This is a genomic window from Streptacidiphilus jeojiensis (assembly GCF_042510965.1).
Taxonomy (GTDB): domain Bacteria; phylum Actinomycetota; class Actinomycetes; order Streptomycetales; family Streptomycetaceae; genus Streptacidiphilus; species Streptacidiphilus jeojiensis.
This window is the reverse complement of sequence record NZ_JBEUKS010000004.1, coordinates 196,782-223,233: the sequence shown is the minus strand read 5'-3', so window position 1 is coordinate 223,233 and position 26,452 is coordinate 196,782. Positions and strand designations below refer to the sequence as shown.

At 71.6% G+C, this 26,452-nt stretch carries 21 protein-coding genes and 1 pseudogene; 17 read left to right on the top strand and 5 right to left on the bottom strand.

What is annotated here, in order from left to right; genetic code table 11:
* Positions 1-4 precede the first annotated feature (4 nt).
* The 5 genes from paaN to ABUW04_RS13335 all read left to right on the top strand — a co-directional run bounded on the left by paaN (position 5) and on the right by ABUW04_RS13335 (position 6,385).
* Entirely contained in the window at positions 5-1,684 is a 1,680-nt protein-coding gene (gene paaN / locus ABUW04_RS13355; RefSeq protein WP_030254306.1) for a phenylacetic acid degradation protein PaaN, read from the top strand.
* A gap of 448 nt (positions 1,685-2,132) precedes the next feature.
* On the top strand, positions 2,133-3,380 hold the full coding sequence (locus tag ABUW04_RS13350; protein ID WP_051725338.1) for a polyamine ABC transporter substrate-binding protein: 1,248 nt from the start codon (positions 2,133-2,135) through the stop codon (positions 3,378-3,380).
* Between the two features lie 58 nt (positions 3,381-3,438).
* A complete protein-coding gene (locus tag ABUW04_RS13345; RefSeq protein WP_030254300.1) occupies positions 3,439-4,590 on the top strand; it encodes an ABC transporter ATP-binding protein in 1,152 nt (383 codons plus the stop codon).
* Complete coding sequence (locus tag ABUW04_RS13340; protein ID WP_051725337.1) at positions 4,587-5,522, top strand: ABC transporter permease; 936 nt, start codon at positions 4,587-4,589, stop codon at positions 5,520-5,522. Before ABUW04_RS13345 ends, ABUW04_RS13340 begins: the two co-directional genes overlap by 4 nt.
* Complete coding sequence (locus tag ABUW04_RS13335) at positions 5,522-6,385, top strand: ABC transporter permease (RefSeq protein WP_037595355.1); 864 nt, start codon at positions 5,522-5,524, stop codon at positions 6,383-6,385. Before ABUW04_RS13340 ends, ABUW04_RS13335 begins: the two co-directional genes overlap by 1 nt.
* Positions 6,386-6,423: 38 nt before the next feature.
* On the opposite strand, the gene ABUW04_RS13330 is transcribed toward ABUW04_RS13335, so the two are convergent.
* On the bottom strand, positions 6,424-7,482 hold the full coding sequence (locus ABUW04_RS13330) for an ArsR/SmtB family transcription factor (protein ID WP_380564697.1): 1,059 nt from the start codon (positions 7,480-7,482) through the stop codon (positions 6,424-6,426).
* Positions 7,483-7,545: 63 nt separating this feature from the next.
* On the opposite strand from ABUW04_RS13330, the gene ABUW04_RS13325 reads away from it, so the two are divergent.
* A complete protein-coding gene (locus tag ABUW04_RS13325) occupies positions 7,546-8,097 on the top strand; it encodes a tetratricopeptide repeat protein (protein ID WP_380564696.1) in 552 nt (183 codons plus the stop codon).
* Positions 8,098-8,121: 24 nt separating this feature from the next.
* A complete protein-coding gene (locus ABUW04_RS13320) occupies positions 8,122-8,895 on the top strand; it encodes a TrmH family RNA methyltransferase (protein WP_380564695.1) in 774 nt (257 codons plus the stop codon).
* Here ABUW04_RS13320 and ABUW04_RS13315 read toward each other — a convergent pair whose 3' ends face one another.
* From ABUW04_RS13315 to ABUW04_RS13305, 3 genes are read right to left on the bottom strand one after another with little or no spacing between them, the layout of a single operon-like run.
* On the bottom strand, positions 8,896-9,759 hold the full coding sequence (locus ABUW04_RS13315; protein WP_380564694.1) for a BRO-N domain-containing protein: 864 nt from the start codon (positions 9,757-9,759) through the stop codon (positions 8,896-8,898).
* A gap of 48 nt (positions 9,760-9,807) precedes the next feature.
* Positions 9,808-11,028, bottom strand: coding sequence for an HTTM domain-containing protein (locus ABUW04_RS13310; protein ID WP_380564693.1), 1,221 nt, complete (start codon positions 11,026-11,028; stop codon positions 9,808-9,810).
* Complete coding sequence (locus ABUW04_RS13305) at positions 11,025-11,897, bottom strand: DUF5819 family protein (RefSeq protein WP_380564692.1); 873 nt, start codon at positions 11,895-11,897, stop codon at positions 11,025-11,027. Before ABUW04_RS13305 ends, ABUW04_RS13310 begins: the two co-directional genes overlap by 4 nt.
* Before the next feature lie 227 nt (positions 11,898-12,124).
* On the opposite strand from ABUW04_RS13305, the gene ABUW04_RS13300 reads away from it, so the two are divergent.
* The 4 genes and pseudogenes from ABUW04_RS13300 (at position 12,125) to ABUW04_RS13285 (ending at position 16,918) form a co-directional block, all read left to right on the top strand.
* On the top strand, positions 12,125-13,303 hold the full coding sequence (locus ABUW04_RS13300; protein WP_380564691.1) for an acyl-CoA dehydrogenase family protein: 1,179 nt from the start codon (positions 12,125-12,127) through the stop codon (positions 13,301-13,303).
* Positions 13,304-13,336: 33 nt separating this feature from the next.
* Positions 13,337-14,328, top strand: a pseudogene (locus tag ABUW04_RS13295) (NTP transferase domain-containing protein).
* Positions 14,328-15,791, top strand: coding sequence for a molybdopterin molybdotransferase MoeA (locus ABUW04_RS13290; protein WP_380564690.1), 1,464 nt, complete (start codon positions 14,328-14,330; stop codon positions 15,789-15,791). The pseudogene ABUW04_RS13295 and the gene ABUW04_RS13290 overlap by 1 nt, the downstream one beginning before the upstream one ends.
* A complete protein-coding gene (locus ABUW04_RS13285) occupies positions 15,788-16,918 on the top strand; it encodes a potassium channel family protein (RefSeq protein ID WP_380564689.1) in 1,131 nt (376 codons plus the stop codon). Before ABUW04_RS13290 ends, ABUW04_RS13285 begins: the two co-directional genes overlap by 4 nt.
* Before the next feature lie 16 nt (positions 16,919-16,934).
* On the opposite strand, the gene ABUW04_RS13280 is transcribed toward ABUW04_RS13285, so the two are convergent.
* Entirely contained in the window at positions 16,935-17,309 is a 375-nt protein-coding gene (locus ABUW04_RS13280; protein ID WP_030254266.1) for a hypothetical protein, read from the bottom strand.
* Positions 17,310-17,485: 176 nt separating this feature from the next.
* Here ABUW04_RS13280 and ABUW04_RS13275 point away from each other — a divergent pair, with 176 nt between their 5' ends.
* The 6 genes from ABUW04_RS13275 (at position 17,486) to ABUW04_RS13250 (ending at position 26,447) form a co-directional block, all read left to right on the top strand.
* Positions 17,486-18,451 carry an NAD(P)H-quinone oxidoreductase gene (locus ABUW04_RS13275; RefSeq protein ID WP_380564688.1) on the top strand — a complete coding sequence of 322 codons (966 nt, stop codon included), beginning with the start codon at positions 17,486-17,488 and terminating at the stop codon, positions 18,449-18,451.
* 265 nt (positions 18,452-18,716) lie between these two features.
* The gene (locus tag ABUW04_RS13270; protein ID WP_380564687.1) at positions 18,717-21,194 is read left to right on the top strand and encodes a right-handed parallel beta-helix repeat-containing protein; all 2,478 of its coding nucleotides are present in this window, start codon (positions 18,717-18,719) and stop codon (positions 21,192-21,194) included.
* 167 nt (positions 21,195-21,361) lie between these two features.
* Complete coding sequence (locus ABUW04_RS13265; protein ID WP_380564686.1) at positions 21,362-22,186, top strand: hypothetical protein; 825 nt, start codon at positions 21,362-21,364, stop codon at positions 22,184-22,186.
* Between the two features lie 102 nt (positions 22,187-22,288).
* Positions 22,289-22,873, top strand: a complete 585-nt coding sequence (locus ABUW04_RS13260) for a bacterial proteasome activator family protein (protein WP_030254256.1) — start codon at positions 22,289-22,291, stop codon at positions 22,871-22,873.
* A gap of 139 nt (positions 22,874-23,012) precedes the next feature.
* The gene (locus ABUW04_RS13255) at positions 23,013-24,527 is read left to right on the top strand and encodes a protein kinase domain-containing protein (RefSeq protein WP_063757508.1); all 1,515 of its coding nucleotides are present in this window, start codon (positions 23,013-23,015) and stop codon (positions 24,525-24,527) included.
* Between the two features lie 195 nt (positions 24,528-24,722).
* Positions 24,723-26,447, top strand: a complete 1,725-nt coding sequence (locus ABUW04_RS13250; protein WP_232242150.1) for a protein kinase domain-containing protein — start codon at positions 24,723-24,725, stop codon at positions 26,445-26,447.
* Positions 26,448-26,452: the final 5 nt, after the last annotated feature.

Below are 26,452 nucleotides of genomic sequence, written 5' to 3'. Positions count from 1 at the left end.
CCCCATGTCCCAAGAGATTCCCCACGAGCTGATCGACCGGCACCAGGCCACCCTGGACGCCGCGCTCGCCGCGCTCGCCGCCCGCGACTACTGGTCGGCCTACCCCGAGTCGCCCCGGGCGTACGGGGAGCCGGTCGGGCTCGACACCCTGCAGGGGCGGGAGCTGCTGCTGGACCAGCCCGGGACGGACGGGCTGGTCGGGCCGGGCCCGGAGCAGGGCGGCGAGCAGTCGCCGTTCGGCCCCGCGCTGGGGGTGAGCTATCCGCACGCCGGCGATCCGGAGGCGCTGTTCGCGGCCGCCCGGGCCGCGCGCCCCGGCTGGGCCGCGGCCGGACCGCTGCTGCGGGCCGCGGTCTGCATCGAGATCCTGGCCCGGATCAACGCCCGCTCCCCCGAGTTCGGCACCGCCGTGATGCACACCACCGGGCAGGCGGCCGGAATGGCCTTCCAGGCCGGCGGCCCGCACGCCCAGGACCGCGGCCTCGAAGCGGTGGTCTGCGCCTACGCCGAGCAGACCCGGCTGCCGGCCCGCGCCGAGTGGACCAAGCCGCAGGGCAAGCGCGACCCGCTGCGGCTGGTGAAGGAGTTCACCGCGGTGCCGCGCGGCACCGCGCTGCTGATCGGCTGCAACACCTTCCCGACCTGGAACGGCTACCCGGGCCTGTTCGCCTCACTGGCCGCGGGCAACCCGGTGCTGGTGAAGCCGCACCCGCGGGCCGTGCTGCCGCTGGCGCTGACCGTCGCGGTGGCCCGCGAGGTGCTCGCCGAGGCCGGCTTCAGCCCCGACGTGGTGCTGCTGGCCGCCGAGCAGCCCGGGGAGGGCCTGGCGAAGACCCTGGCCCTGCACCCGGACGTGCGGATCGTCGACTACACCGGGTCCAGCGAGTTCGGGAACTGGCTGGAGGACAACGCCCGCCAGGCGCTGGTCTACACCGAGAAGGCCGGCGTCAACACGATCGTGGTCGACTCCACCGCGGACTACGCCGGGATGCTCGGCAACCTGGCCTTCTCGCTGGCGCTGTACAGCGGGCAGATGTGCACCACCCCGCAGAACCTGCTGCTGCCCAGGGCCGGTCTGGAGACCGACCAGGGGCACAAGACCTTCGCCGAGGTCGTCGCCGACCTCGGCCGCTCGCTGGACCGGCTGCTCGGCGACGACGCCCGCGCGGCCGGGCTGCTCGGCGCGATCGTCAACCCGGGCGTGCTGCAGCGGCTGGAGCAGGCGGAGAAGGGCGAGTACGGCGAGCTGCTGCTGGCCCCGCGCGCCGTCGCGGTGCCAGACTTCCCGGACGCGGTGGTCCGCACCCCGGCGCTGGTCGGCCTGGACATCGCCAGGGACGCGCTGCCCGGGGAGTGCTTCGGGCCGATCTCCTTCGTGGTCGCGGTGGACTCCACCGCCCAGGCCGTGGAGCAGCTGCGGGACACCGTGCGCGAGCGCGGGGCGATGACCGCCGCCGCGTACACCACCTCCGCGGAGGTGGAGGCCGCCGTGGTGGACGCCTGCCTGGACGCGGGGGTGTCGCTGTCGCTGAACCTCACCGGCCAGGTCTACGTCAACCAGACCGCCGCCTTCTCCGACCTGCACGGCACCGGCGCCAACCCGGCCGCCAACTCCGCCTACTGCGACGCCGCCTTCGTGGCCTCCCGCTTCCGGGTCGTCGAGGTCCGGCGCGAGCTGCGGTAGTCCGGCTTGGGAAGCAGCAACCTGTCAAGGACGCGTACGGACGACTGACGCAGTGCCTGCTGATGTACGGCGACACCAGGGCTCAGACTCTAGGGAAACTGGTGAACGCCCCTCCGCTTCCGAGTTCGGGCGACCGACTCCGGAGCAGGGATACCGACCATGACGCTCACGCCGCAGGGGCCGCACGGGGGATTCTCCCGTGCGGCCCCTGCCGTCTGCGGCTGTCAGATGTGCAGGGCTTCTGTTGCGCCTTTTACATCCTGTATCTGGATTTCGGGACGCCGCGTGACTCAGGGTGAGCGGTGATGCGGATCACGTTGCCAAATGACGTGAACGATAACGATTCCGCTGTCGAAGCCGCCTAGAAGCCTGGAAACCGCAGCTTTTCGTCCTAGCCTCTGTCCCCATCCCCCTTCCGTGCCGCCTGAAGAAAGGCCACATCACTCCCATGAAGGGCCTCAGCCTCGAAGACCTGGCGCGGTTCACCAACCGCACCCGCGCCCGTTCCACCGCCGCCGCGATGAGCCGCCGCTCCCTGCTCCGGGGCGCCGCCGCGGGCGGCCTCGCCGTGGCGGGCGCCGGAGCGCTGTCGGCCTGCGGCGTCCAGGGGCATGTCGTCCCCGCCGGCGCCAAGGCGACCGGACAGGCGGGGAAGGACTACTCGGCCACCGAGAAGAAGGTCGTCTGGGCGACCTGGCCGGCGTACATCGACATCCAGGACGACAAGCACCCCAGCGTCCACCCGACGCTGAACGCGTTCACCAAGCAGACCGGCATCCAGGTCGACTACCTGGAGATCATCAACGACAACAACGACTTCTACACCAAGGTCGACCCGTACCTGGTCAAGGGCATCGACACCGGGTACGACGTGATGGTCGTCAGCGACTACATGGTGGCCAAGTACATGACGTACGACTACCTGCAGGAACTGGACCTGGCCAACATCCCCAACCACGCCAACCTGCTGCCGAGCGTGCTCAAGGACCCGGTCGACCCGGGCCGCCGCTTCTCCATCCCCTGGGCCTACGGCTTCACCACCATCGCGTACAACACCAAGCTGGTGAAGACGCCGATCACCTCCATCGCCGAGGTCTTCACCCGGGCCGACCTGCACGGGAAGGTCTCGCTGTTCAGCGAGATGGAGGACACCGTGGCGATGGCGCTGCTCGCCCTCGGGCACAACCCGGAGCAGTTCACCGACCAGCAGTTCAACGAGGCGCTGGAGTACGTGCGCAAGGCGCTGAGCTCGGGCCAGGTGCGGGCCTTCACCGGCAACGACTACCTGAGCGACTTCCAGAACGGCAACACCGCGGTGACCATGGCCTACTCCGGCGACGTGGCCCAGCTCGGGGTGGACTACCTGGTCACCCTGAACCTCCCCAAGGAGGGCCTGCTGTCCTGGTCGGACAACTGCGTGATCCCCAACTTCGCCCGGCACAAGACCAACGCCGAGAAGATGCTCAACTACTACCTCCAGCCGGAGGTGGCCGCCGAGCTGGACGACTACATCGACTACGTCCCCTCGGTCGAGGGCGCGGTGGCGGCGCTGCAGAAGCTGGACCCGGAGACCGCCTCCTCGCCGCTGATCGTCCCCACCAAGCAGATGGAAGCCAACGCGCACGGCTTCATGAAGCTCACCATCGCCCAGCTCGACGACTACACCAGCCGTTTCCAGCAGGCCATCGGCCAGTAGGCCGCCCGCCCCCGTTCGACGGACACCTCACCGACGCCGACGCGAAAGAAGAATCTCGATGGGCTCCACTGACGTACTGGGCCGGACCGAGGGCGGCGACCTCCGCCTGGTCGGCCTCACCAAGCGCTTCGGCGCTTTCACGGCGGTCGACAATCTCGACCTGACCATTCCTCAGGGCTCCTTCTTCGCCCTGCTCGGCGCGTCCGGCTGCGGCAAGACGACGACACTGCGGATGGTCTCCGGCCTGGAGGACCCGACGGCGGGTCAGATCTTCCTGGGCGACCAGGACGTCACCGACGCCAAGCCCTACCGGCGGCCGGTCAACACCGTGTTCCAGAACTACGCGCTCTTCCCGCACCTGGACATCTTCGAGAACGTCGCCTTCGGCCTCCGCCGCCGCGGCTTCAAGAGCGTCAAGCCGCAGGTCGAGGCGATGCTGGAGCTGGTCGAGCTGGGCCACCTGGCCAAGCGCAAGCCCACCCAGCTCTCCGGCGGCCAGCAGCAGCGCATCGCGCTGGCCCGGGCGCTGATCAACGAGCCCCAGGTGCTGCTGCTGGACGAGCCGCTGGGCGCGCTGGACCTCAAGCTGCGCCGGCAGATGCAGATCGAGCTCAAGCGGATCCAGACCGAGGTCGGCCTCACCTTCGTGCATGTCACCCACGACCAGGAGGAGGCCATGACCATGGCCGACACCATCGCGGTGATGAACCACGGCCGGATCGAGCAGTTGGGCTCCCCCGCCGAGCTCTACGAGAACCCGGCGACGACCTTCGTCGCCAACTTCCTCGGCCAGTCCAACCTGATCCCCGGGACGGTCGAGACCTCCACCGACGACGTGGTGACCGTCTCCGCGCACGGCCGCAAGCTCACTCTGGACGCCAAGCGCTGTCGCTCGGTGTCGGGCAAGGTGATCCTGGGTGTCCGTCCGGAGAAGGTTCAGCTCGCGGTGAGCGAGGCGGACGTCCCCAGCGGGTTCAACGCACTCGGCGGCACCGTGTCCGACGCCTCCTTCATCGGCGTCTCCACCCAGTACCTGGTCAAGCTGCCCTCGGGCCAGGAGATCTCGGTGTTCGAGCAGAACACCGGCCGCGCGATCCAGCGCCCCGGCACCGAGGTCTTCGTCTACTGGGATCCCAGCCAGGGCTTCGGCCTCGACGGCAGCCAGGACATCGGGGCGGGCGCGGCCCTGGACGAGGAGGGCGCCGCGTGAGCAGCACCGCACTGCTGGACAAGTCCGACCCCCCGGCGGCCGGGGCGCCGCCGGAGGACCGCAAGCCGCGGCGCAACTTCACCCCCTGGGTGCTGCTGCTGCCGGGTCTGCTGTGGCTGATCCTGTTCTTCCTGGTCCCGATCCTCACCTCGGTGTCGGCCTCGGTGCAGACCGGCAACTTCGACGACGGCTTCAAGCTGACCTGGCACTGGGCCAACTACGTCGACGCGGTCAAGCCGTACTGGCGGCAGTACCTGCACTCCGGGATCTTCTCGGTGGCGACCACGGTGCTCTGCCTGGCGCTGGGCTACCCGGTGGCGTACTTCATCGCCTTCAAGGGCGGCAAGTGGAAGTCGCTGCTGATGGCCCTGGTGATCGTGCCCTCCTTCACCAGCTTCCTGATCCGCACCATCGCCTGGAAGACCATCCTGGCCGACAACGGCTTCGTGGTCCGGATCCTGAACGACCTGTACATCCTCAAGATCACCAGCAAGCTCGGGATCACCGTCGGCACGCATGTCCTGGCCAGCCCCGGTGCGGTGGTCTGCGGCATGGTCTACAACTTCCTGCCGTTCATGATCCTCCCGCTGTACACCTCGCTGGAGAAGATCGACCCGCGGCTGCTGGAGGCCGGCAACGACCTCTACTGCGGCACCTTCCAGACCTGGCGCCGGATCACCCTTCCGCTGTCCATGCCCGGCGTGATCGGCGGCACCCTGCTGACCTTCATCCCGGCGATCGGCGACTACATCAACGCCCAGCTGCTCGGCAACGCCAACACCGGCGTGGTCGGCCAGAGCATCGAGAACCTGTTCCTGCGCAAGACCGACGGCTATCCGGTCGGTTCGGCCATGTCGGTCATCATGATGGTCGGCACGCTGGTGCTGGTCATGATGTACATCCGCAAGGCCGGTACGGAGGACCTGATCTGATGGCGACTCAAACCGCAGTCCCGGCCCCGATCGCGCCGGCCCCGCTGAAGATCCGCCGCCGCAGCCCGCTCGCCTGGATCGGCGACCACGTGCTGCTCGCCGCCACCGTGGTGATCTTCATCTTCATGCTGCTGCCGAACGCGGTCATCCTGGTGATGTCGTTCAACCAGCCGATCGGCAAGTACGACTACACCTGGAACCAGTTCTCCACCGAGGCCTGGGCCCACCCCTGCGCCAACCAGGCGCTGTGCAGCAGCATGGGCCTGTCCCTGGAGATCGGCCTGATCGCCACCGTGGTCTCCACCGCGCTGGGCACGATGATCGCCTTCGCGATGGTCCGGCACCGCTTCAAGGCCCGCTCCGGCATCAACGCCCTGCTGTTCCTGCCGATGGCCGCCCCCGAGGTGGTCATGGGCGCCACCCTGACGGCGCTGTTCTTCAACACCATCGGCCCCGGCTCGCTGGGCTTCTGGACCATCACCATCGCGCATGTGATGTTCTGTCTCAGCTATGTGGTGGTGACGGTCAAGTCCCGGCTCGCGGGCATGGACCCGACCCTGGAGCGGGCGGCGCAGGACCTCTACGCCACCCCGACCCAGACCTTCATGAAGGTGACCCTGCCGCTGGTCGCCCCCGGCATCGCCGCCGCCGCGCTGCTGGCGTTCGCGCTGTCGATCGACGACTACATCATCACCGCGTTCACGGCCGGCCAGCGCACCACCTTCCCGATGTACATCTTCGGCTCGGTGCAGCGGTCGTACCCGGCGCAGATCAATGTGATCGGCTCGATCATGCTGATCGGGACCATGGCGATCATCGCCGTGTCCACGATCCTGGGACGGATGCGGGCGACGCGTCGGTAGTTCCGCAGGTCGACAACGTGCCCTGTCCCGCCGGATGTTCAGCGGGACGGGGCACGTCGTGCGTTGGCCGCCGCGGTGCCGAGTTCGGTGCGGCGGTAGCGGATCTCGTGGCGGTGGCGTTCGCCGACCACGAAGCCGGCGTCGCGGAGGACGGTCAGGTGCTCGGAGACGGTGCCGGGGGCCAGCGCGTAGCGGTGCGCCAGGAGTTGGGTGCTGGCCGGGGTGTCCAGGCCGGTGAGCAGAGCGGCGCGGGTGCGGCCGATGAGGCGGGCCAGGGCGGCGGTGCCGTCGGGACTGCCGTCCGGGGTACCGTCCTTGGACGCGGACGGGCGGGACGGCCAGAGGGTGCCCAGGCCCCGGACCGGATAGACCACGGTGGGCTGCCAGGGCGGGTCCACGATGACCACCACCTCCTGCCACTTGAAGGCGCTGGGCATCAGCACCAGCCCCTCGCCGTCCAGGTCGCGGTGGTCGTCGTCGCCGCGGACCCGGGTGAGCACGTTGTCCTGCCAGCGCAGCATCGGGTGCAGTTCGGCGAACAGCCGGTCCAGGCCGCCCTCGGCCAGGCGTCGGGTCTGGAACGCCACATCGGCGTCCAGCAGCGCCCGCACCCGCGGCCACACCGGTTCGACCAGGGTCGTCCAGGCGGTCCGGATCAGCCCGGTGAGCATCGGCAGGACCTGTTCGGGATCGCCGAGCAACAGCCGCCCGGTGGCGGTTCCGGATGCGCCGGGGGTCTCCCGGAGCGAGCGCGCGATCTCGGCGTGGACCTGCCCGGGCGGGGTCGCGGCGATCCGGGTGAGCTCGTCCTCGAACCTGGCCTGCGGACCGGTGGGCGGCGGGGAGAGGAAGTCGGGGGTGTAGCCGCGGCGCGGCTGCAGCAGGGTGAGCGGGCGCAGGTCCAGGCCGTCGGGGCCGTCCAGGCGCGGGCGGACCGAGTCCAGCCAGGGCCGGTGGTGGTCCGGTGGCTGCTGGCCGGTGGTGACCCGCACGGCGGACAGCGTCTCGAAGGCGGGGGAGACGGCGAACCGGCACCGCCGCAGGTCAGCCGGGCTGAAGCGGAGGGTGACGGCGATGGCGGGCTCCGGGGTCGGCACTGAGTGATTCGGTCTGAACCTAATCACTGGCGCGCGGACCGGCAAGGTCGCCAAGCTCTCCCCATGACCACGGAGACAGGTACTACGACCATCCCCACCACCGCCATCACCACCGAATGGGACCGGCGCAGCATCGCGCTCTGGCTGGAGTTCCCGGATCTACCGGAGGAGGAGTTCCGGGTCCGGCACGAGAAACTGATCGGCGAGCTTCCGGAGGGCCACCCGGTGCTGCTGTTCGAGCGCGGCGCCTTCCAGGACTCCACCGGCCACTCCGACCTGGCCGTGCCGCTCTACCAGCAGGCGCTGGCGGCCGGACTCGACGGCGAGCGGCGGCGCCGGGTGGTGATCCAGATGTCCAGCTCGCTGCGGAACATGGGGCGCCCGGAGGAGGGCGTGGCGCTGCTCAGGGCCGAGCGCGAGCGCGGCTCGGACCACCTGGACGACGCCATCAGCGCGACCCTGGCGCTCTGCCTGGTCGACACCGGGCACGAGCGCGAGGCCGTCGCGGAGGCGGTGGCGGCGCTCGCTCCGCACCTGCCCCGCTACCAGCGGTCGATGGCGAACTACGCCCGACTGCTGATGGAGCCGGAGGAGGAGCAGCCGCAGGGGGAGTAGCCGGACGGACGTAGTGTTGGCCGGGTGACGGACGAGACGCAGGTGACCCGGGCAGCGGCGCGGTGGCGCACCGAGGAGGCCGGGGGCGGTGTGCTGCTGGACGGCTTCCACGCGGTCAAGCACGCACTGCGGTTCGGCGCCGAGGTGACGTCGGTGCTCACCAGCGACCGGGCCGGGGTGGCCCGGCTGGCCGCGGAGCTGGCCCCGGACGTGGCGGCCCGGGTCGATGCCCTGGCGGTGGAGGTTCCGGGGGCGGTACTGCGTGATCTCGTCCCCCGGCTCCACCCGACCGGCATCGCCGCCCTGGCAGTACGGCCGGCACGCGCCGCCAACCTGGCCGCACTCGCCCGGCGCCCGCGCCAGGCGCCCGTCGTCGTCCTCGACAACCCCCGCAACCTCGGCAACATCGGCGCCGTGGTCCGCCTCGCGGCGGGTTTCGGCGCGACCGGCGTGGTGACGACGGGCGACGTCGACCCCTGGCACCCGACCGTGGTCCGGGCCGGCGCCGGGCTCCACTTCGCCACCGCGGTCGAGCAGATGACCCTGGATCAGCTACCGCCCGGCCCCCTCTACGCCCTCGACCCGGAGGGCGAGGACATCCGTACCGTCCCCTTCCCGGACGACGCCCTGATCGCCTTCGGCTCGGAACGGCACGGCATCTCCGACGAGTTGCGAGCCATGGCCACCCGCGTGGTGTCGGTACCGATGCGCCCGCAGGTCTCCAGCTTCAACCTGGCGACGAGCGTGGGGATGGGACTGTTCCACTGGATGTCGGGCGGGGGCGGCGGGGCGGTGTAGCTAGCCGGCTTCCACTCCCATCTCCTTGAGCAGGGCGGCGATCTCCTTCGCCGTTCCCAGGACCCGGGCCTGACCGATCTTCAGGGAGAGCAGCCCAGCCGACACCGGGGCCTGCGGCGGGGTCGGGGGCTGGGGCGGGGCGGCCGGGGTCTCCGGCTCGCGGGGTGCGGCGAGGCGGCGGACCACGTCGACGAAGCGGATGGTGCCGCAGCTGCGCACGCTCCTGCTGCCCCTGATGCCGACCCGCTTCACCTCCGGGCAGCGGAAGTACGGGCCGTAGGGCGGCCCGCTGTCCTCGCTGCGCTTGGGCACGCAGACTTCCGTACGCCCGTGCGGGCAGTGAACGGAGCCGTCGGTGAGGACGCGGAAGTCACTGTCCTGGATTCCGTCGATCCGGGCCACCAGGTCCACCGGCTGATGCCCGATGGCCTCGGCGAGGGTCTCGGCCATGCGTCGGCGTTCAGCGGTGAGATCGGTGTCCCCGCGGCGGAGGGAGGGGAGGAGCTGGGTGGTGACCCACGTTTGGAAGGGCTGGGCGGAGGGTTTGCGAGAGCGCATGATCAGCGTGTACAGCCCGCTCTCGCTGACCACGCCGAGCAGCGGATTTCCGCGTTCGTAGCTTTTCCGACCTGCGCTTTTGTCCTTACCCTCACTTGAAGTGAGGGTTACCTCGCGCAGATCCACGGTCTGGGTCTCGTGCTGCTGGACGATCTGGTTGGCCCAGCTCGGATTGGACCGGCCCAGGATCCGGCACACGTCCGCCGTGACGAACCAGGGCTCGCCGTCGATCATGATGACGCGGATCGGCTGCCCGGTGGCCGGGAAGGCGGAGTGCTGCAGGGTCGGCTGTTCGGTGTATTGCATGACGTCCCTCTCAGGTGAGTGGTGCTGACGTCATGAGCAACGCGATTGTCAGACCGTGGTCACTCCTTCGGCGGAGTGCGGTCGTTCGGTACCGCGCGTGAACATGTGTTTCACGAGGGTGGCGAGGGGGGTGGCGAAGCGGGAGATCCAGTTGCCGGTCCGGACCAGGAACCAGGTGGGCAGGAAGACCGCGTCCGCGCTGATCATCGCCAGCGAGAAGAAGGGCAGCCCCAGGGTCACCGCGATGGCGGCGTGCTCGGTCATCATCAGCACCAGCAGGACGTTCTTGATCCGCCGGTTGAAGACCAGGAACGGGAAGGCGACCTGCACGATGACGGTGCCGTAGCTGATCAGGAAGACCGGGATCGGGTGCGCCGCGAGCTGCTGCGACAGTCCCGGCCAGGGGTTGAAGTAGTCCAGGTGCAGTGGGAAGTAGAGCGCGGTGCCGCCCTGCCAGAGCGACCCCTGGATCTTGTACCAGCCGGCGGTGGCGTAGATGAAGCAGACCTCCACCATCACCACCAGCATCGCGCAGTTGTGCAGCATGGTCGCCATCGCGTCCAGTACGGCCCGCGGTTCGCCGTCCGGCGCACGCCGGTCCAGCAACCACCATGCTCCGCTGAGCAGCCAGAACGCCCAGAGGACGGTGCTCCAGGTGTACAGCCCCGGGCTCAGTGTCCCCATCCCGCCGGGGTCGGTGAGCTGGGTGAACAGCAGGGCGAGGCCGAGTACCGACCAGAGCGCCACCCCGGTGCGGTCCATCCGGTCCGGGTGCAGTCGCCGGCGTCGGGCGTCCAGGGACCAGACCGTGCCGCAGCGGGTGAAGGCCAGGTAGATGGCCATCAGGTGGATCACGTTGTCGCCGCCGTCGCCGATCAGGACGCTGCGGTTCTGGATCGACAGCACGCACACCAGGAACAGCACCGACATGGCGCGGGTGCGCCAGCCGAGCATCAGCAGCAGGCTCACCACGATCGCGGCCGCGTAGACGGTCTCGAACCACCAGCGGTCGCCGGACCAGGCCAGCACCGTGAAGGCGTGGTTGCCGGCGAGCATCTGCCGGGCCAGGTCGAGGCTCCAGGCCGAGCGGTCGCCGTACAGGACCCGGCGGTGCGGCCACTCGCGGAGCAGGAAACCGCCGAAGCACAGGGCGAAGCCGATCCGGACGACGGCGGCCTGGTAGGGCGCGAGGACCCGTCCGGTGAAGGCCGTCCAGCCGGTGAGGCTGCTGCTGCGCACGGTGGCGAGCGCGCCGGTCGATGCGTTCATCCGTGGATCCCGAGGCCGGTGTAGTCGTCGTCGGAGACCGCCCACCACTGCAGGGTGACGTAGCTGGTCTGCTTCTTCTGCGCGGCGGCGGTCCAGGACGGGCCGGTGACCGGGGTGGTCGCCGAGCGGAACTCGATCTGGATGATCTGGTTCCCCTGCCAGTCGCGGCTGCCGATCCGCTGCAGGGCGATGCGCTTCAGGTACTCCTTGGACAGCGGGCCGCCGGTGCCGAGGGAGGTCTCGCCCGGGAGGTTGTGCCAGGAGGTGTAGTAGTCCCAGGCCCGGCGCAGCTGGTTCTGGTTCAGGTGGCTGGGTGCCGGGTTGCCCCTGACGGCTGAGATGTCCTGGGCGGTGAGGTCGTACCAGCCGGACTCGGCCCGGCTGCCGTCGGGCGCGAGGGTCTGCACCCTGGCCTCGACGGCGATGTTGTTCTGCAGCGGGTTGGGGGCGAAGAGCTGCCAGTTCTGCTCGAACTCCGGCAGCACGTGGGAGTTGATCGCCGACTGGTAGCGCTGCGAGGCCGGGTTGGAGGGGGCTATGGAGAGGAAGACGGTGCCCAGGTGCCAGGCGGTGGCGACGATCAGGGCGGTGGCGGTGAGGGCGAGGGTGATCAGGGCGGGCAGGGACCAGAGGCGGGGGGTGCTGCCGTCTGCGGCGGGTGCAGGCGCAGGCGTGGACGCGGTTGCCGGTACGGGCTCCGGCGTCCGGTCGGCGGCTTCTTCCGGGGTCCGGTCCGGGGCCGGCCGTTGCGGAGGCACTCGGGGGCCTGGCGGGGCGAGGCCGGGTATGGGGTTCCGGTCCTGCGGCGTCGCCGCCGCCTCGTCCGGCGCGGCACCGTCCCGCGCGGCCTGGTTCGGATGGTCTGGCACGCTTGTCCGCTCGCTCGCTGAGGCTCTGTCCGTCCCGAACGGTACTGACCTTGTGGTGCCTGTGACAGGGAGAGTGGACCATTGACCGGTTTAGTGGGTATGCCGGAATCGGCAGGTTGCCGCCGCGGCGCCGTGGCCCTTCCCATCCACTAGAACCCGTTCTAATCTGACGGTCCGTCATGGGGTCGGGCAGCAGGGGCTGCAAAGGCAGCAAAGGGGAGAGAGCCGTGGACTTCACCTTCACCGAGGAGCAGCAGGCCGCAGTCGAAGCCGCCCGCGCGGCCTTCGCCGATGTCGCTCCGGACGGTGTGCCCAGCCCCGCTGTCAATGCCGATCCCGTGGCCGCGGACATCGACCGGGAGCTGTGGCAGCGCCTGGCCAAGTCCGACCTGCTGGGCATCGCACTCGCCGAGGAGTACGGCGGTTCGGGCCTGGACCCGGTGGCCTGGTGCCTGGTGCTGCGCGAGTCCGCGCGGGTGCTGGCCCGGGTCCCGCTGCTGGAGACCGGCGCCGCCGCGCTCGCCGTGCAGCGCTACGGCAGCGAGGCCCAGCGCCGGCAACTGCTGCCGGAGGTCGCCGCGGGACGGCTGCTGCTCGGCGTCGCCCCGCACGGCCGTACCGGGCACGAGCCGGCTGACCAGGGCGTACACGCCGTGGCGGCGGACGGGCCGGCGGGGTCCCCGGGCGGCTGGATCCTGGACGGGGTGCAGACCGGGGTGAGCGCCGCCCAGGTGCTGGACCGGATCGTGGTGCCGGCCCGCTCCGACCGGGGCACGCTGCTGCTGCTGGTGGATCCGCACGCCCCGGGGGTGGAGCTGCGCCGCCAGGTCACCGCGCACGGGGAGCTCGCCGCGGAGATGGTCTTCGACGGTGCCAGGGTCGACGCCTCGGCGCAGCTGGGGGAGCCGGCGCCGGACGCCGCCAACTGGCTCCACCTGCGCGGACTGCTGATCGTCGGCACGGCGGCGCTGTGCCTGGGCCTGGGGGAGCAGATCCTGCGGATGACCGCCGACTACACCGGCAAGCGCCAGCAGTTCGGGCACCCCATCGCCACCTTCCAGGCGGTGTCGATGCAGGTCGCCGACCGCTACATCGACCTGCGGGCGATGGAGGTCACGCTCTGGCAGGCGGCCTGGCGGATCGGCCTGGTCGCCGCGGCGGACGGCACGGACGACCCGGAGCGCATCCCGCTGGCCGCCGATCTGGCCACCGCCAAGGTCTGGTCGGCCGAGGGCGTCCGCTCGGTCGCGGCCTCCGCCCAGCACCTGCACGGCGGGATGGGGGCGGACCTCGACTACCCGTTGCACCGCTACCACGCCTGGGCCAAGCACTTCGAGCTGTTCCTCGGCCCGGCGGCCGCCTTCGAGGACGAGGTCGCCACGGTGCTGGCGGAGCACCGGCTCTGATCCGGCGCCCCGGCGTGGATCCATACTGGTCGGATGGACGACGGGCTCGGTGGGTACGACGCGGTGGTGCTCGCCGGTGGTGCGGCCCGGCGGTTCGGCGGGGCCACGGACAAGGTGGCGCTGGAGGTCGACGGCACCGCGCTGCTGGACCGGGTGCTGGCCGGCTGCGCCGGTGCCCGGAGCACGGTCGTGGTGGGTCCCCGGCGGCCGACCGGCCGGCCCGTCGGCTGGGTGCGCGAGCAGCCGCCGGGCGGCGGACCGGTGGCGGCGGTGGCGGCGGCGCTGCCGTCGGTGACCGCGGACCGGATCCTGCTGCTCGCCGCGGACCTGCCGTTCTTCGAGCCGGCGACCGCCGCGGTGCTGCTCCGCGGGCTGGACGGATCCACGGACGGATCGGCTGACGGAGCGGTGGACGCCGCGGTCCTGGTCGACGCCGGCGGTCGCGACCAGCCGCTCGCCGCCGCCTACCGCACCGCCCCGCTGCTGGCGGCCCTGACGGCCCTGGGCGAGCCGGCCGGCCTTCCGCTGCGGCGTCTCGTCGGTGGCCTGACCACCCGTCGGATCGCCGATCCGGACGGCGCTTCGCTGGACTGCGACACCTGGGACGACCTCGCCCGGGCCCGTGCTCACGCCCGTACTCGGGCACCGAGAGGGAAGTGACACGACAGCGAAACGTTACCTTGCACGCTCCTGACCCTGGGATCGGCGACGATGGGACGGTGCTGAATGACTGGATCGCCGAAGCCAAGACCGCACTGGGGATCGACCTGGAGGTCGACGTACCCGGTCTGCTGGACATGACCAAGGACGTGGCCCATGGCGTGGCCCGCCCCGCCGCCCCGCTGACGGCGTTCCTGGTCGGCTATGCGGCGGCGCAGGCCGGCGGCGGCGCCGGGGCGGTGGCGGAGGCCAACAGCAAGGTCGTGGCGCTGGTCGGGCGCTGGGTCGCCGAGCAGTCGAGCGCCGAGCAGTCGAGCGCCGAACAGTCGAACGGCGGGGCGTCGAACGGCGGGGAGTCGGGCTGATGGGTGGTGAGGAGAGCACCGATGGGGACCTGCTCGACGCCTATCCGTTCCTGGTCCGTACGGCCGTGGTGAGCGGCGCGGGTGCTGCGGAGGGTGCGCCGTTCGACTACACCGCGCCCATTCCGGAGCCGGGCCGACCGTCAGGGACCGGCCGGCACCCTACGGCCGGACCGGCGACCCCCGCGCCCTACGACTACGCCGCCGACGAGGGCGCCGGTGCCGGGGCCAAGGGCAGTCCTTCCGGGCCGCTCGGCTGGGCCCAGGCGCGCGGACGGGCTCTGCGCGCCGTGGTCCGGCCGCTCCCGCCGGTGCGACTGCCCTTCGCCGACGCGCTCGGCGCGGCCCTGGCCGCCCCCCTGGAAGCCCTCACCGACCTGCCCGCCTTCGACACCTCCGCCATGGACGGCTGGGCGGTCTCCGGCCCCGGCCCGTGGCGGATCGGTCCTGCCCGGCCCGACAACAGCGACCAGTTGCTCGCCGGTCGCGGCAGCACCGTGCCGCTGCCTGACGGCACCGCCGTGCGCATCGCCACCGGGGCGCAGCTGCCGCCGGGCGCCACCGCCGTGCTCCGGCGCGAGGACGGCGGTGTGCGCCGCGACCGCAACGGCGCCGAGCTGCTGCACGACCGCGGCGGCAACCCGCTGGAGCAGGGCCGGGACATCCGGCCGCGCGGCCAGGAGTGCCGTACCGGCGAGCCGCTGCTGCCGCAGGGCACCACGGTCACTCCCGCCGTCCTCGGCCTGGCCGCGGCGGCCGGCTGCGACCTGCTCACCGTGCACCGCCGTCCCACCGTCGAACTGCTGGTGCTGGGCGACGAACTGCTGGACTCGGGGCTGCCCGGCGCGGGGCGCACCAGGGACGCGCTCAGCCCGCTGCTGCCGCCCTGGCTGCGCGCCCACGGCGCGCGGATCAGCGCCGTGCGCAGGGTCGGCGACGACCTCGGCCTGCTCCGTGACGCGCTGCGGCGCAGCCCCGCCGACGTGGTGGTCACCACCGGGGGCACGGCGGCCGGACCGGTGGACTACCTGCACCGCGCTCTCGCCGAGGTCGGTGCGGAACTGCTGGTCGACGGCGTGCGGGTGCGCCCGGGCCACCCCATGCTGCTGGCTGTGCTGCCGCCGGTGGAGGGCCGGGACGGGCCCCGCCACCTGGTCGGGCTGCCGGGCAATCCGCTGGCGGCGGTGGCCGGGGTGGTCACCCTCGCCGAACCGCTGCTGCGCGCCCTGGCCGGCTTCCCCCGTACCGCGACCTATCTGGTCGAGGCCGCGGTCCCGCTGCCGGGGCATCCCACCGACACCCGGCTGCTGCCGGTCGTCCTCCCCGAGCGGGGCGCGGTGCCGCTGGCCTTCGACGGTCCGGCGATGCTGCGCGGACTGGCCCTGGCCGAGGGCCTGGCGGTGGTGCCGCCCGGCGGGGTCGCCGCGGGCACCCGGGTGGAGGTACTGGAGGTCCCCGCGGGATGAGCCCTGTGAGCCGGACCGGGCGCGCGGGCGGTGACCGGCGCAGGGGCCGCGGCCGGGGTGCGGGCCGGACCGGCCGGGACCCCGGCGAACTGCAGCTCCGTCAGATCCTGCTGCCGGAACCGGCGGCGTCGCCCTCGCAGCAGGTACGCCGCCGCTTCGTGCTCGCGCTGCTGGTCATGGTGGTCACCATCGTCGTCGTCTGGGTCGGTCGGGACGGCTACCACGACAACGCCCACGGCCACCTGGACCTGCTCGGCGCCGCCTACTACGCCACGGTCACCCTCTCCACCACCGGGTACGGCGACATCACCCCGGTCAGCGACAGCGCCCGGCTGGTCAACATCCTGGTGATCACCCCGCTGCGGGTGGTCTTCCTGATCATCTTGGTCGGCACCACGCTGGAGGTCCTGACCACCCGCACCCGCCAGCTCTGGCGGATCAAGCGCTGGAAGGCCGCCATGAGCCAGATGAGCCAAGGGACCTCCGAGGGACACGTGGTGGTCGTCGGGTACGGCACCAAGGGCAGCAACGCCGTGGAGACGCTGCTGCTCCAGGGCGTCGCCAAAGAGCGGATCGTGGTCGTCGACCCCCAGCACAAGGCGGTCGAGGCCGCCAACGAGGACGGCCTGGTCGGCATCCTCGGCGACGCCACCCGCACCGAGGTGCTGCGCCGAGCGCAGGTCGAGCGGGCCGACCGGATCATCGTGGGGACCCAGCGCGACGACACCGCGGTCCTGGTCACCCTGACGATCCGGCAGCTCAACAAGCACGCCACGGTCGTGGTCGCGGTACGGGAGGACGAGAACGCGCCGCTGCTGCGGCAGAGCGGCGCGACCGTGGTGGTCACCAGCTCCAGCTCGGCCGGTCGCCTGCTCGGGGTCTCCACCCTCAGCCCCAACGCCGGCGCCGTGCTGCACGACCTGCTGACGGTCGGCAACGGACTGGACGTCATCGACCGCCCGGTCGGTCCCACCGAGGTCGGCGGCCATCCCCACGACTGCGGGGACCTGGTCATCTGCGTGGTCCGCGGCAACCGCAGGCTGCCCTACGACGACCCGGAGGCCGCCACGCTCCGCTCGACCGACCGGATCATCGCCGTCAGGCGGGCCGAACCCCAGCCGGTCTGACCCGGCGCGGCCGGCCCTACTTCCCCGACTCGGGGTCGACGATGTCCTGGGCGAACACCATCCCCAGCGGCTCCGGTCCGATGTACTGCTGGCAGTTGCAGGGCCGGGCCTCGTACTGCAGCGGTTTGCGCTTGGCGTCCCAGGCGGTCGGCGCCTCGACCGTCTCGTGGCACTTGCCGCTCCGGTCGTGCTTGGCCAGGTGGTGGGTGCAGCCGCAGATCGGCTCCGGCGGGCGGTTGGCCGCGTCGATGGCGAGCTGGCGCTGCTCGCTCGCCTTCAGCAGCTCCAGCTTGCGCTCGTGCCGGGTGCGCAGGCTGCTCTGCATCAGCTCGCCGAGCCGCCCGCCACCGACGATCACGGCGGGGATCAACAACCACAGCCAACCGCCCATGCCGGACCTCCCGATGAGAGCGCTCCTGGCATCCCAGCTTATCCAGCGTCAGCTTCCGTCCGGCAGTGCTGTGTGACGCCTGCGTCAGGGGGCGTCCAGAGTGCTGTCGCCCGAACCGTCGAGTCGGGTGCCCGGGGAAGTATTTCTGCGGGGCCGCATCGGGTAGCGTCCGAAGCATGCGAGCGATCACGATTTCAGAGCCGGGCGGTCCCGAGGCGCTGGTCCTGGCGGAGGTGCCGGATCCGGAGCCCGCCGCGGGCGAGGTGCTGGTCGAGGTGGCCGCCTCGGCGGTGAACCGGGCCGATGTGCTGCAGCGCCAGGGCTTCTACGATCCGCCGCCGGGGGCCTCGCGCTACCCCGGCCTGGAGTGCTCGGGACGCATTGCCGCGCTGGGCGCGGGGGTGTCCGGCTGGGCGGTCGGCGACGAGGTGTGCGCGCTGCTGTCGGGCGGCGGCTACGCGGAGAAGGTCGCGGTACCGGTCGGCCAGCTGCTGCCGCTCCCCAAGGGCGTCGACCCGGTCAGCGCGGCCGCCCTCCCCGAGGTGGTCTGCACGGTCTGGTCCAACGTCTTCCAGGTGGCGCACCTGCGGCCGGCCGAGACGCTGCTGGTGCATGGCGGGAGCAGCGGGATCGGGACGATGGCGATCCAGCTGGGCAAGGCGATCGGCGCCAGGGTCGCGGTCACCGCGGGCAGTGCGGAGAAGCTGGAGGCGTGCCGCGCGCTGGGCGCGGACGTGCTGGTCAACTACCGCGAGCAGGACTTCGTCGAGGCCGTGGGCCCCGACGGTGCGGACGTGATCCTGGATGTCATCGGCGCCAAGTACCTGGACCGCAATCTGGACGCCCTGGCGGTCAACGGCCGTCTGGTCGTGATCGGCATGCAGGGCGGCGTCAAGGCCGAGCTGAACCTGGGCAAGCTGATGGCCAAGCGCGCCGCCGTCGCCGCCACCGGACTGCGCGCCCGGCCGCTGGCGGAGAAGGCCGCGATCGTCGCCTCGGTCCGCGAGCACGTCTGGCCACTGCTCGAGTCCGGCACCGTCCGCCCGGTCATCGACCGCGTCCTGCCCCTGGCCGATGCGCCCGAGGCCCACCGCCTGATGGAGAGCAGCACCCACATCGGCAAGATCCTGCTGGAAGTGTGAGCTCGGAGCGCCGGCACCGCTGTCCCTGAATTCACAGGAAGTCACAGGACCCCCCTGATCATCCGCGTGCGGACTGCGGTGTAGCGTCCCCCCGGGCCGCCCGCTGCGGCCTGCGTGGAAAGAAAAAGGGGGGCCGATGCGCGGCCTGAAGTCTGCCGGTGCGCTGTTCGTGTCACTGGCTGTGGTGGGTGCCGGAGTTTCCGTGCTCGGGGGGTCGGCGGCCGGGGCTACGACCGCGTCTTCCACGGCCTCCGGCATCCTGTTCGTGTCCCAGGCCAAGAGCTGCTCGGACAGTGCCGGGCTGGGTTCCGCCACGGTGCCCTTCTGCACCATCTCGGCTGCGGCCGCCGTGGTCGAGCCGGGGCAGACGGTGATGGTGGAGCCGGGGCAGTACAACGAGTCCGTGACCATCACCCGCTCGGGCACGGCGGACGCGCCGATCACCTTCCAGGGGGTCCCGAACGAGGCCGGCAGGCCCGTCTACGTCATGGCGAGGGCCACTGACACCAGTGCTCTCGCACTCGACGGTGTGCAGCATGTGGTGATCAAGGGCTTCTCCGCCGGTACGGGCAGTGCGGACGCGATCGGCGTCAACTCCTCGTCGGATGTCATCCTCGACAGCGACTTTGCGGCCACGCTTTCAGCGGTACCGGCAGTTCATGTGTCCGGAGGCTCCAGCGACGTCGCGGTTACCCGGAGTGCGCTGGAGGGCGACCGCGGCCCGGCTGTCGAGGTGGACGGCGGGAGCACCGGTACGGTGTTGGCCTCGGATCAGATGACGGACTACAACGCCGGCGGTGTCGGCATCTCGCTGCAGGGTGCCACCGGCACGGATGTCGTGGGCAACACCGTGGTGACCGACTGCGGGAGCGGAATCGACCTGGAGTCGGGGGCGACCGGGACGACGCTGGAGAACAACATCGTCGAGACCGGCTCCTACGCGAGCCTCAGTACGTCCCCCATCGCCTTCTCCGCCTGCAAGACGCCCGCCGCGGCGACCGGACTCACCGTCTCCGCCGACTCCGTCGACGGGACCAGTGCGCAGTACAACCTGATCGACCCGGTCAGCGGTGGGACTCCCTACACCTGGAGCGGTACGACCTACGCCGATCCGGCCGTGTTCCAGGCGGCGACCGGAGAGGGAGCGCATGACCTCGCGGTCGACCCCGACCTGGGAGAGAGGGACCCGGCCTATCTCCTGGGCTTCGGACCGACCGCCGGCTCCCCGGCCATCGACGCGGCGGACGCCGCCGCACCGGGCGAGACCTCGACCGACTCCTTCGGCATGCCGCGCACCGACGACCCCGCTGTCAGCAACTCCGGCACCGGTGCGGGCTACTACGACCTGGGTGCGGACGAGTACCAGGGTCCGCTGCCCAGCCCGGTCGCGGCGACCATCACCACCGGCATCCTGAGCGCGACCGTGACGCACACGGCGCCGAAGTTCACCTGGACGACCAACGGCTCGGACACCCGGCCCATCGTCTACGACTTCGGCGACAGCTCACCCGAAGTGGCGAGCGCGGCCTCCAGTGTCACCCACTCCTACCTCCGTGCGAGCACCTTCCGGATCAGCTACCTGGGCTTCGACATCGATTCGAACTCCGAGCACACCGTCGGTGCGGGCTACGTCCCGGTCGCTCCCGACCGGGTGCTGGACACCCGTCATGCGGTCGGGGTCAGTACGACGACCCCGGTGGCGGCGAAGTCCGACGCGGTGGTGACGCTGCCGACCCTCGACGGGATCACCGGCAAGGAGATGACCGCGGTCGTCGCCAATGTGACGGTCACCCAGCCGACGGCCGCCGGGGTGCTGACGGTCTATCCGGACGGAATCGACCTGCCGACCGCATCGAACCTCAACTTCACCAAGGGTGAGACCGTCGCCAACCTGGTGACGACCTTCGTGAAGGACGGTGTGATCCGTCTTCACAACGGCAGCGCCGGCGCCGTGCACATGGTCGTCGACCTGGAGGGCTTCTACGGGCCCGGCGGCAACGGCTACAAGACGATCACACCGGTACGGGTCCTCGACACCCGCTCGGGCAAGGGTGCTTCCGCAGCAGGCGCGCTGTCGGCACACGGCACGCTGAAGCTGAACCTGTCCGGTGAACTGCCGACCGGCGCGACCGCCGCTGTGGTGAACCTGACCGCGACCCAGCCGACCAGGGCCGGATTCCTGACGGCGTTCCCGGCCGGAGAGTCCGTGCCCACCTCGTCCAGTCTCAACTTCTCCGCCGGCCAGACCGTGCCCAACCTGGTCGTGGTCCCGGTCGTCAACGGTGTCGCGGACATCTACAACGGCAGCACCGGGCCGGTGCAGGTCGTGGCGGATCTGGACGGCTACTACGGCACGGCGGCCTCCGGGGCGACGTTGGCCTTCGTGCCGACCGCGCCGGAGCGCATTGAGGACACCCGCATCAACGGTGCCGCGAACTACGGCGGGATCAAGGCCCATGGGACGGGGGGGTTCCTTCCGATCGGGAGCCTTTATGCGACGCTCGCGGCAGCCGTCGTGAACGTGACGGTTACCCAGCCGACGGCTGCCGGGGTGCTGACGGTCTATCCAGGCGGGGCCGCGCTTCCGACCGCGTCCAACCTCAACTTCAGCAAGGGCGAGACCGTACCCAACCTGGTGTCCGTGGGCGGCAGCAGCGCCAAGGGCATCAACGTCTACAACGGCTCCAGCGGCACCGTTCAACTCGTAGCGGACGAGGAGGGCTACTTCGTCGTGACGCAGTAGATCGCAGCGTCCGAACCCCGGGTCCTCCGGTCGGCCGCAACCACCGCTGTCCAACATGCCGGATATGTCGGCATATGTAATGGTCACAGTGACAGCGGTGGTCGGGTGCGGGTCGGCTGGGCTCCTTTGCGAGGGGCGGGTCGGCGGCGGTCTGGAGGGTGCGGCGTATGGGTGTGTCCTCGCCCTCCGCTGTCGTTCGGACCACCGCGCTGGTGCTGGGGGTGGGCGTGGCGTTGGCCGTCGGTCCTGCTCCTGCGGCCGTCGCCGCCGGGGTCGCGACGCGGGACCGTGCGCCGGCGCCGTACTGGCCCGACTCTGTGGTGGTGCGGTTGCCGGGCGGCGGGGAGATCCGGCTGGTGTGGCCGGGGGAGATGGTCTGGACGGAGCCGGCGCCGTCGGGCAGCGGTGACCCGGTCGCGACGCCCTCCGCCGGCCCGACGCCGACCGCCACGGCTTCTGCCGCCGCTTCCCCGACGGCGTCCGCCACGCCCTCGGCGAAGCCCTCCGCAACGCCGTCCGCCAAGCCGTCCGTAAAGCCGTCCGTAAAGCCGTCGGCCAAGCCTTCCCCGTCCCCCTCCCCCGCGAAGCCCGCTGCGCACCCCAGCGCTGCGGCGCGTCCTTCGGCGAGCCCGTCGATCCTCCCGGAGCCGGTGCTCAGCGCGCTGTTCCCGGTGGTCGTCCCCGGGCCGTACCAGGCTCCGGTCGCTGCCGCCGCGGACGCCCCGGGCGCCGTCCGCGCGCCGGCCGGGGCCTGGTCGCGCCACTCCCGGCCGTCCGACGACCAGAACCCGGGCCGGACGGCTCCGAGCCCGGGCCCGCCGCCGCTCGGGCCCGGCGCGCTGGCGGCGAAGCCGCTCCCCGGCGGGCCGGTCGCGGCGCGCCCCTCGCCGACACGGGACCTGCTGAACCGCAGGCTGCTGCCGCTCGGGGTGGGTCTGTCGCTGATCGGCTGCGGGGCCGCGCTGTTCGGCTGGAGGCTGCGCCGGATGTAGGTCCGGACGCAGTGGCGGTTCCGCTGCCCCCGCATCCCGACCCGCACAGGTGTTCTTGGCGCTGCCGCACCAAAGTCGGCTCGTTGGGGCAGAATGACGGCTATGAACAGCCCGAACCCGCGGCCCGAAGACGGCCCCCATGGCCCCCAGGTCCTGATCGTCGGCCCCGACGGGATGCCCGTCGGGGCGCTCCCGGGCGGAGCCCGCCGCCCGGCATCGGAGGAGGGGGCGGCCGAGGGCGAGTCCCGCGAGCTGCCGATCACCGAGATGGTCGAGCAGCCGGCGAAGGTCATGCGCATCGGCAGCATGATCAAGCAGCTGCTGGAGGAGGTCCGCCAGGCGCCGCTGGACGAGGCCAGCCGGGTCAGGCTCAAGGAGATCCACGCCAGTTCGGTCAAGGAGCTGGAGGCGGGCCTCGCGCCGGAGCTGGTGGAGGAGCTGGAGCGGCTGTCGCTGCCCTTCACCGAGGAGGCCATCCCCAGCGAGGCCGAGTTGAGGATCGCCCAGGCGCAGCTGGTGGGCTGGCTGGAGGGCCTGTTCCACGGCATCCAGACCGCGCTCTTCGCCCAACAGATGGCCGCCAGGGCGCAGTTGGAGCAGATGCGGCGGGCGCTGCCGCCCGGCCAGGGCGGCCTGGAGGACGGCGACGACGGCCAGGGCCACCTCCGCTCCGGTCCCTACCTCTAGCCGGACCGCAAGCCGGGCCTCCGGCCGGGCCCGCGCCCGGACCGGTCACGGACCGGATTCGGTCCGATGGCGCTGCGCCGCATGTCCGTACGGCCCGCTAGCCTGATCCCCTGACGCCGTGGGGGAGAAGAGAAGACAGATGAGCGAGCAGGGCACCACCGGGCAGAGCGGCGCAGCGGGACGAACGGTCGGTCACGGCCGCTATCTGCTGCGGGAGTTGCTCGGGCAGGGCGGGATGGCGACGGTCCACCTCGCGGACGACACGGTTCTGGACCGCCCGGTGGCGGTGAAGAGCATGCTCGGCAACATGAGCGCCGAGCCCTCGTTCCGCGAGCGCTTTCGGCGTGAGGCGCAGGCCGTCGCCCGGCTCAACCACCCCAATATCGTCTCGGTGTTCGACAGTGGCGAGGACGTCAACGAGGACGGGGTGCATGCCCCCTTCATCGTCATGGAGTACATCGAGGGCGGTTCGCTCAGCTCGGTGCTCAGGGACGACATCGCCACGCACGGCGCCATGCCCACCGACAAGGCGCTGAAGATCACCGGCGATGTGCTGGCGGCCCTCGGGGCCTCGCACGAGCAGGGGTTGGTGCACCGCGACATCAAGCCCGCCAACGTCATGCTGACCAGGCGCAACACGGTCAAGGTGATGGACTTCGGCATCGCCAGGGCGATGCAGTCCGGGGTGACCTCGATGACGCAGACCGGCATGGTCGTCGGCACCCCGCAGTACCTCTCGCCGGAGCAGGCCCTCGGCAAGGCCGTGGACGCCCGCTCCGACCTCTACTCGGTCGGCTGCCTGCTCTTCGAACTGCTCACCGGGCGGCTGCCGTTCGAGTCGGACACCGCGCTGGGCATGGCCTACCAGCACGTCCAGGACACTCCCCCGGCGCCGTCGTCCTTCAACGCGGCGGTCACCCCGGCGGTGGACGCGCTGGTGGCGCGGGCGCTGCGGAAGGACCCCGGGCACCGCTTCCAGTCCGCCGACGAGATGCGCGGGGAGTGCGAGCGGCTGGCCGGGGCCGGCGGCGCCAACACCCCGCTGATCATCGGCGAGGGACCGCGGGTCACCAACATCGGCGGCTCCGGCGCCAACGCGGTCTTCCCGCCCGCGCAGGGCCAGCTGGGCACCATGCCCCCGCAGCAGCAGCCGTACCAGCAGCAGCCGATGCCGTCGATGCCGATGCCGCAGCCCTCGATGCCGGGCACCCCGCCGCCGCAGAACTACGTCCCGGGCCCGACCCCGCCGCCGTACGCCCGTCCCGGTGTACCGACGCCGCCGCCCACCCCGTATCCACAGGTAGGTATGCATCAGGGCGCACAGACACCGCCGCCCTACCGGCCGACGCCCGCGCCCACTCCGCGGCCGACCCCGATGCCGCAGCCGCCGCGCCCGGGGACGCCGATCCCGCGTCCGACGGGTCGTCCGATCAACCCGGGCCAGCAGGCGAACACCCCCATCCCCAAGGGCGGTCGGGGCTGCGGCGCCGCTGCGGCGGTGGTGGGCGTGATCGTGGGCGTGCTGGTGCTGCTGGTCCTGATCCTGGTGCTGGCCCTGCAGAACAACGGGTCCAACTCGAGCACCAACGGCTCGGGTCGGCCGGGACCGGTCGCTGTGGCCCAGGCGGGGGACGGTTCACCCGTACTGGGCTGAACCGGGCCCGGGCCGGGGCCACACGATGATCGGTGGACACGTGAGCGGCGAAAAACCAGTAGCGTGCACCTGATGGGTCCTACCGGTCGGCGCATCGTGTGCGGAGTGTGAGCGGCCGGCCGGGCACGGGTGATCCTCCGGCCCCGAGCGGAATGCGGGAGCGGTGCACAGGCGAACGACCGACGGCGGAGAGTAATGGCAGACAACGAGCAGGCCGACGGCGGGGCAGGCACCGGACCCGGTGACCCCGAGAGCGGCGGCCCGGGCGAGACCCCCACGGTCGGCCATCCGATGATCGGCGGCGCCGGCACCCCCGGCGGCTACGGTGCCCCCGGCTACGGCGGCGGCTACGGCGACCCCGCGCAGACCCCGGTCCAGGGCAGCCCGTTCCCCGGTGCCCCCGGCCAGGGTCCCGGTGCCGAGGAGCCCTCGGTCAGTTCCACCAGCGGTCTGTCCGTCTTCGGCGAGGGCCGCTACCGGCTGACGCACCGTCTGGGCCGGGGCGGCATGGCCGAGGTGTTCGCGGCCAGGGACGTGCGGCTGGGCCGTACCGTCGCCATCAAGGTGCTCCGCCCGGAGCTCGCCGAGGACACCACGGCGCGGATCCGCTTCACCCGGGAGGCGCACTCGGTCGCCTCGCTCAACCACCACGCCGTCGTCGCGGTCTACGACACCGGCGAGGAGGCGCAGCGCGGGGAGACCGTCCCCTACATCGTGATGGAGCTGGTCGAGGGCCACACGGTCCGCGAGCTGCTGCAGGGCGACGAGCCGCCGCCGGTCAGCCAGGCCCTGATCATCACCGCCGGGATCCTGGAGGCGCTGGCCTACAGCCACCGCCACGGCATCGTGCACCGGGACATCAAGCCGGCCAACGTCATCATCACCAACACCGGTGCGGTCAAGGTGATGGACTTCGGCATCGCCCGTGCGCTGACCGGTGCCACCAGCACCATGACCCAGACCGGCATGGTCATGGGCACCCCGCAGTACCTGTCCCCGGAGCAGGCCCTCGGCAAGTCCGTGGACCACCGCTCCGACCTCTACGCGACCGGCTGCATGCTCTACGAGCTGCTGACGCTGCGTCCGCCGTTCACCGGCGACACCCCGCTGTCGGTGGTGTACCAGCACGTCCAGGACCCGCCGGTGCCGCCGTCGCAGGCCAACTCCCGGGTGCCGGCCTCGCTGGACGCACTGGTGCTGCGCTCGCTGGCCAAGGAGCCGGACGACCGCTTCCAGAGCGCCGACGAGTTCCGGGCCCATGTGCAGCACGCCCTGCGCACCCTGGGCTCGGCCACCGGTCCGACCGAACTGCTGCCCAGCGCCGCGGCCGCCGCGATGGCGCCGACCGTGGTCGGCCGCACCGTCGGCACCCCGCCGATGGGCACCCGGGCCATGCCGGCCGACCCCGGCAGCCCGGTCCCGCCCCGCTACCAGGACCCCAACGACGGGGCCGACGAGGGGGACGGCAACCGCCGGGCCCTGTTCGCGGTGGTCGCGGTGCTGGTCGCGATCGCGGCGATCACCATCGGGGTGGTGCTGGCGATGCAGAACGGCAGCAACAACTCCCCCGGGGCCTCAACCAGTTCGTCGGCCCCGGCGACGCCCTCGGACACCGTGTCCTCGCAGGCGCCGACCGAGTCGACGAGCCCCTCGGACAGTCCCACCCCGAGCACCGAGCCGCCGAGCACCTCGTCGTTCACCGGCAACCCCACCCCGACCGGCAGCAGTTCGGCGTCGGCGTCGAGTTCCGCCAGTGCGAGCGCCAGTGCCTCGGCGAGCGCCTCGGCCTCCGCTTCCAGCAGCCCGAGCGCGCCGGCCAGCCAGACGCCCACCGGCGGTGCCAGCAGCACGCCGACCGGGAGCACCACCCACCAGGCCGGCGGCGACCCGTCCGGCTCCAACACCCCGCCGACCTCCTGAGCGGC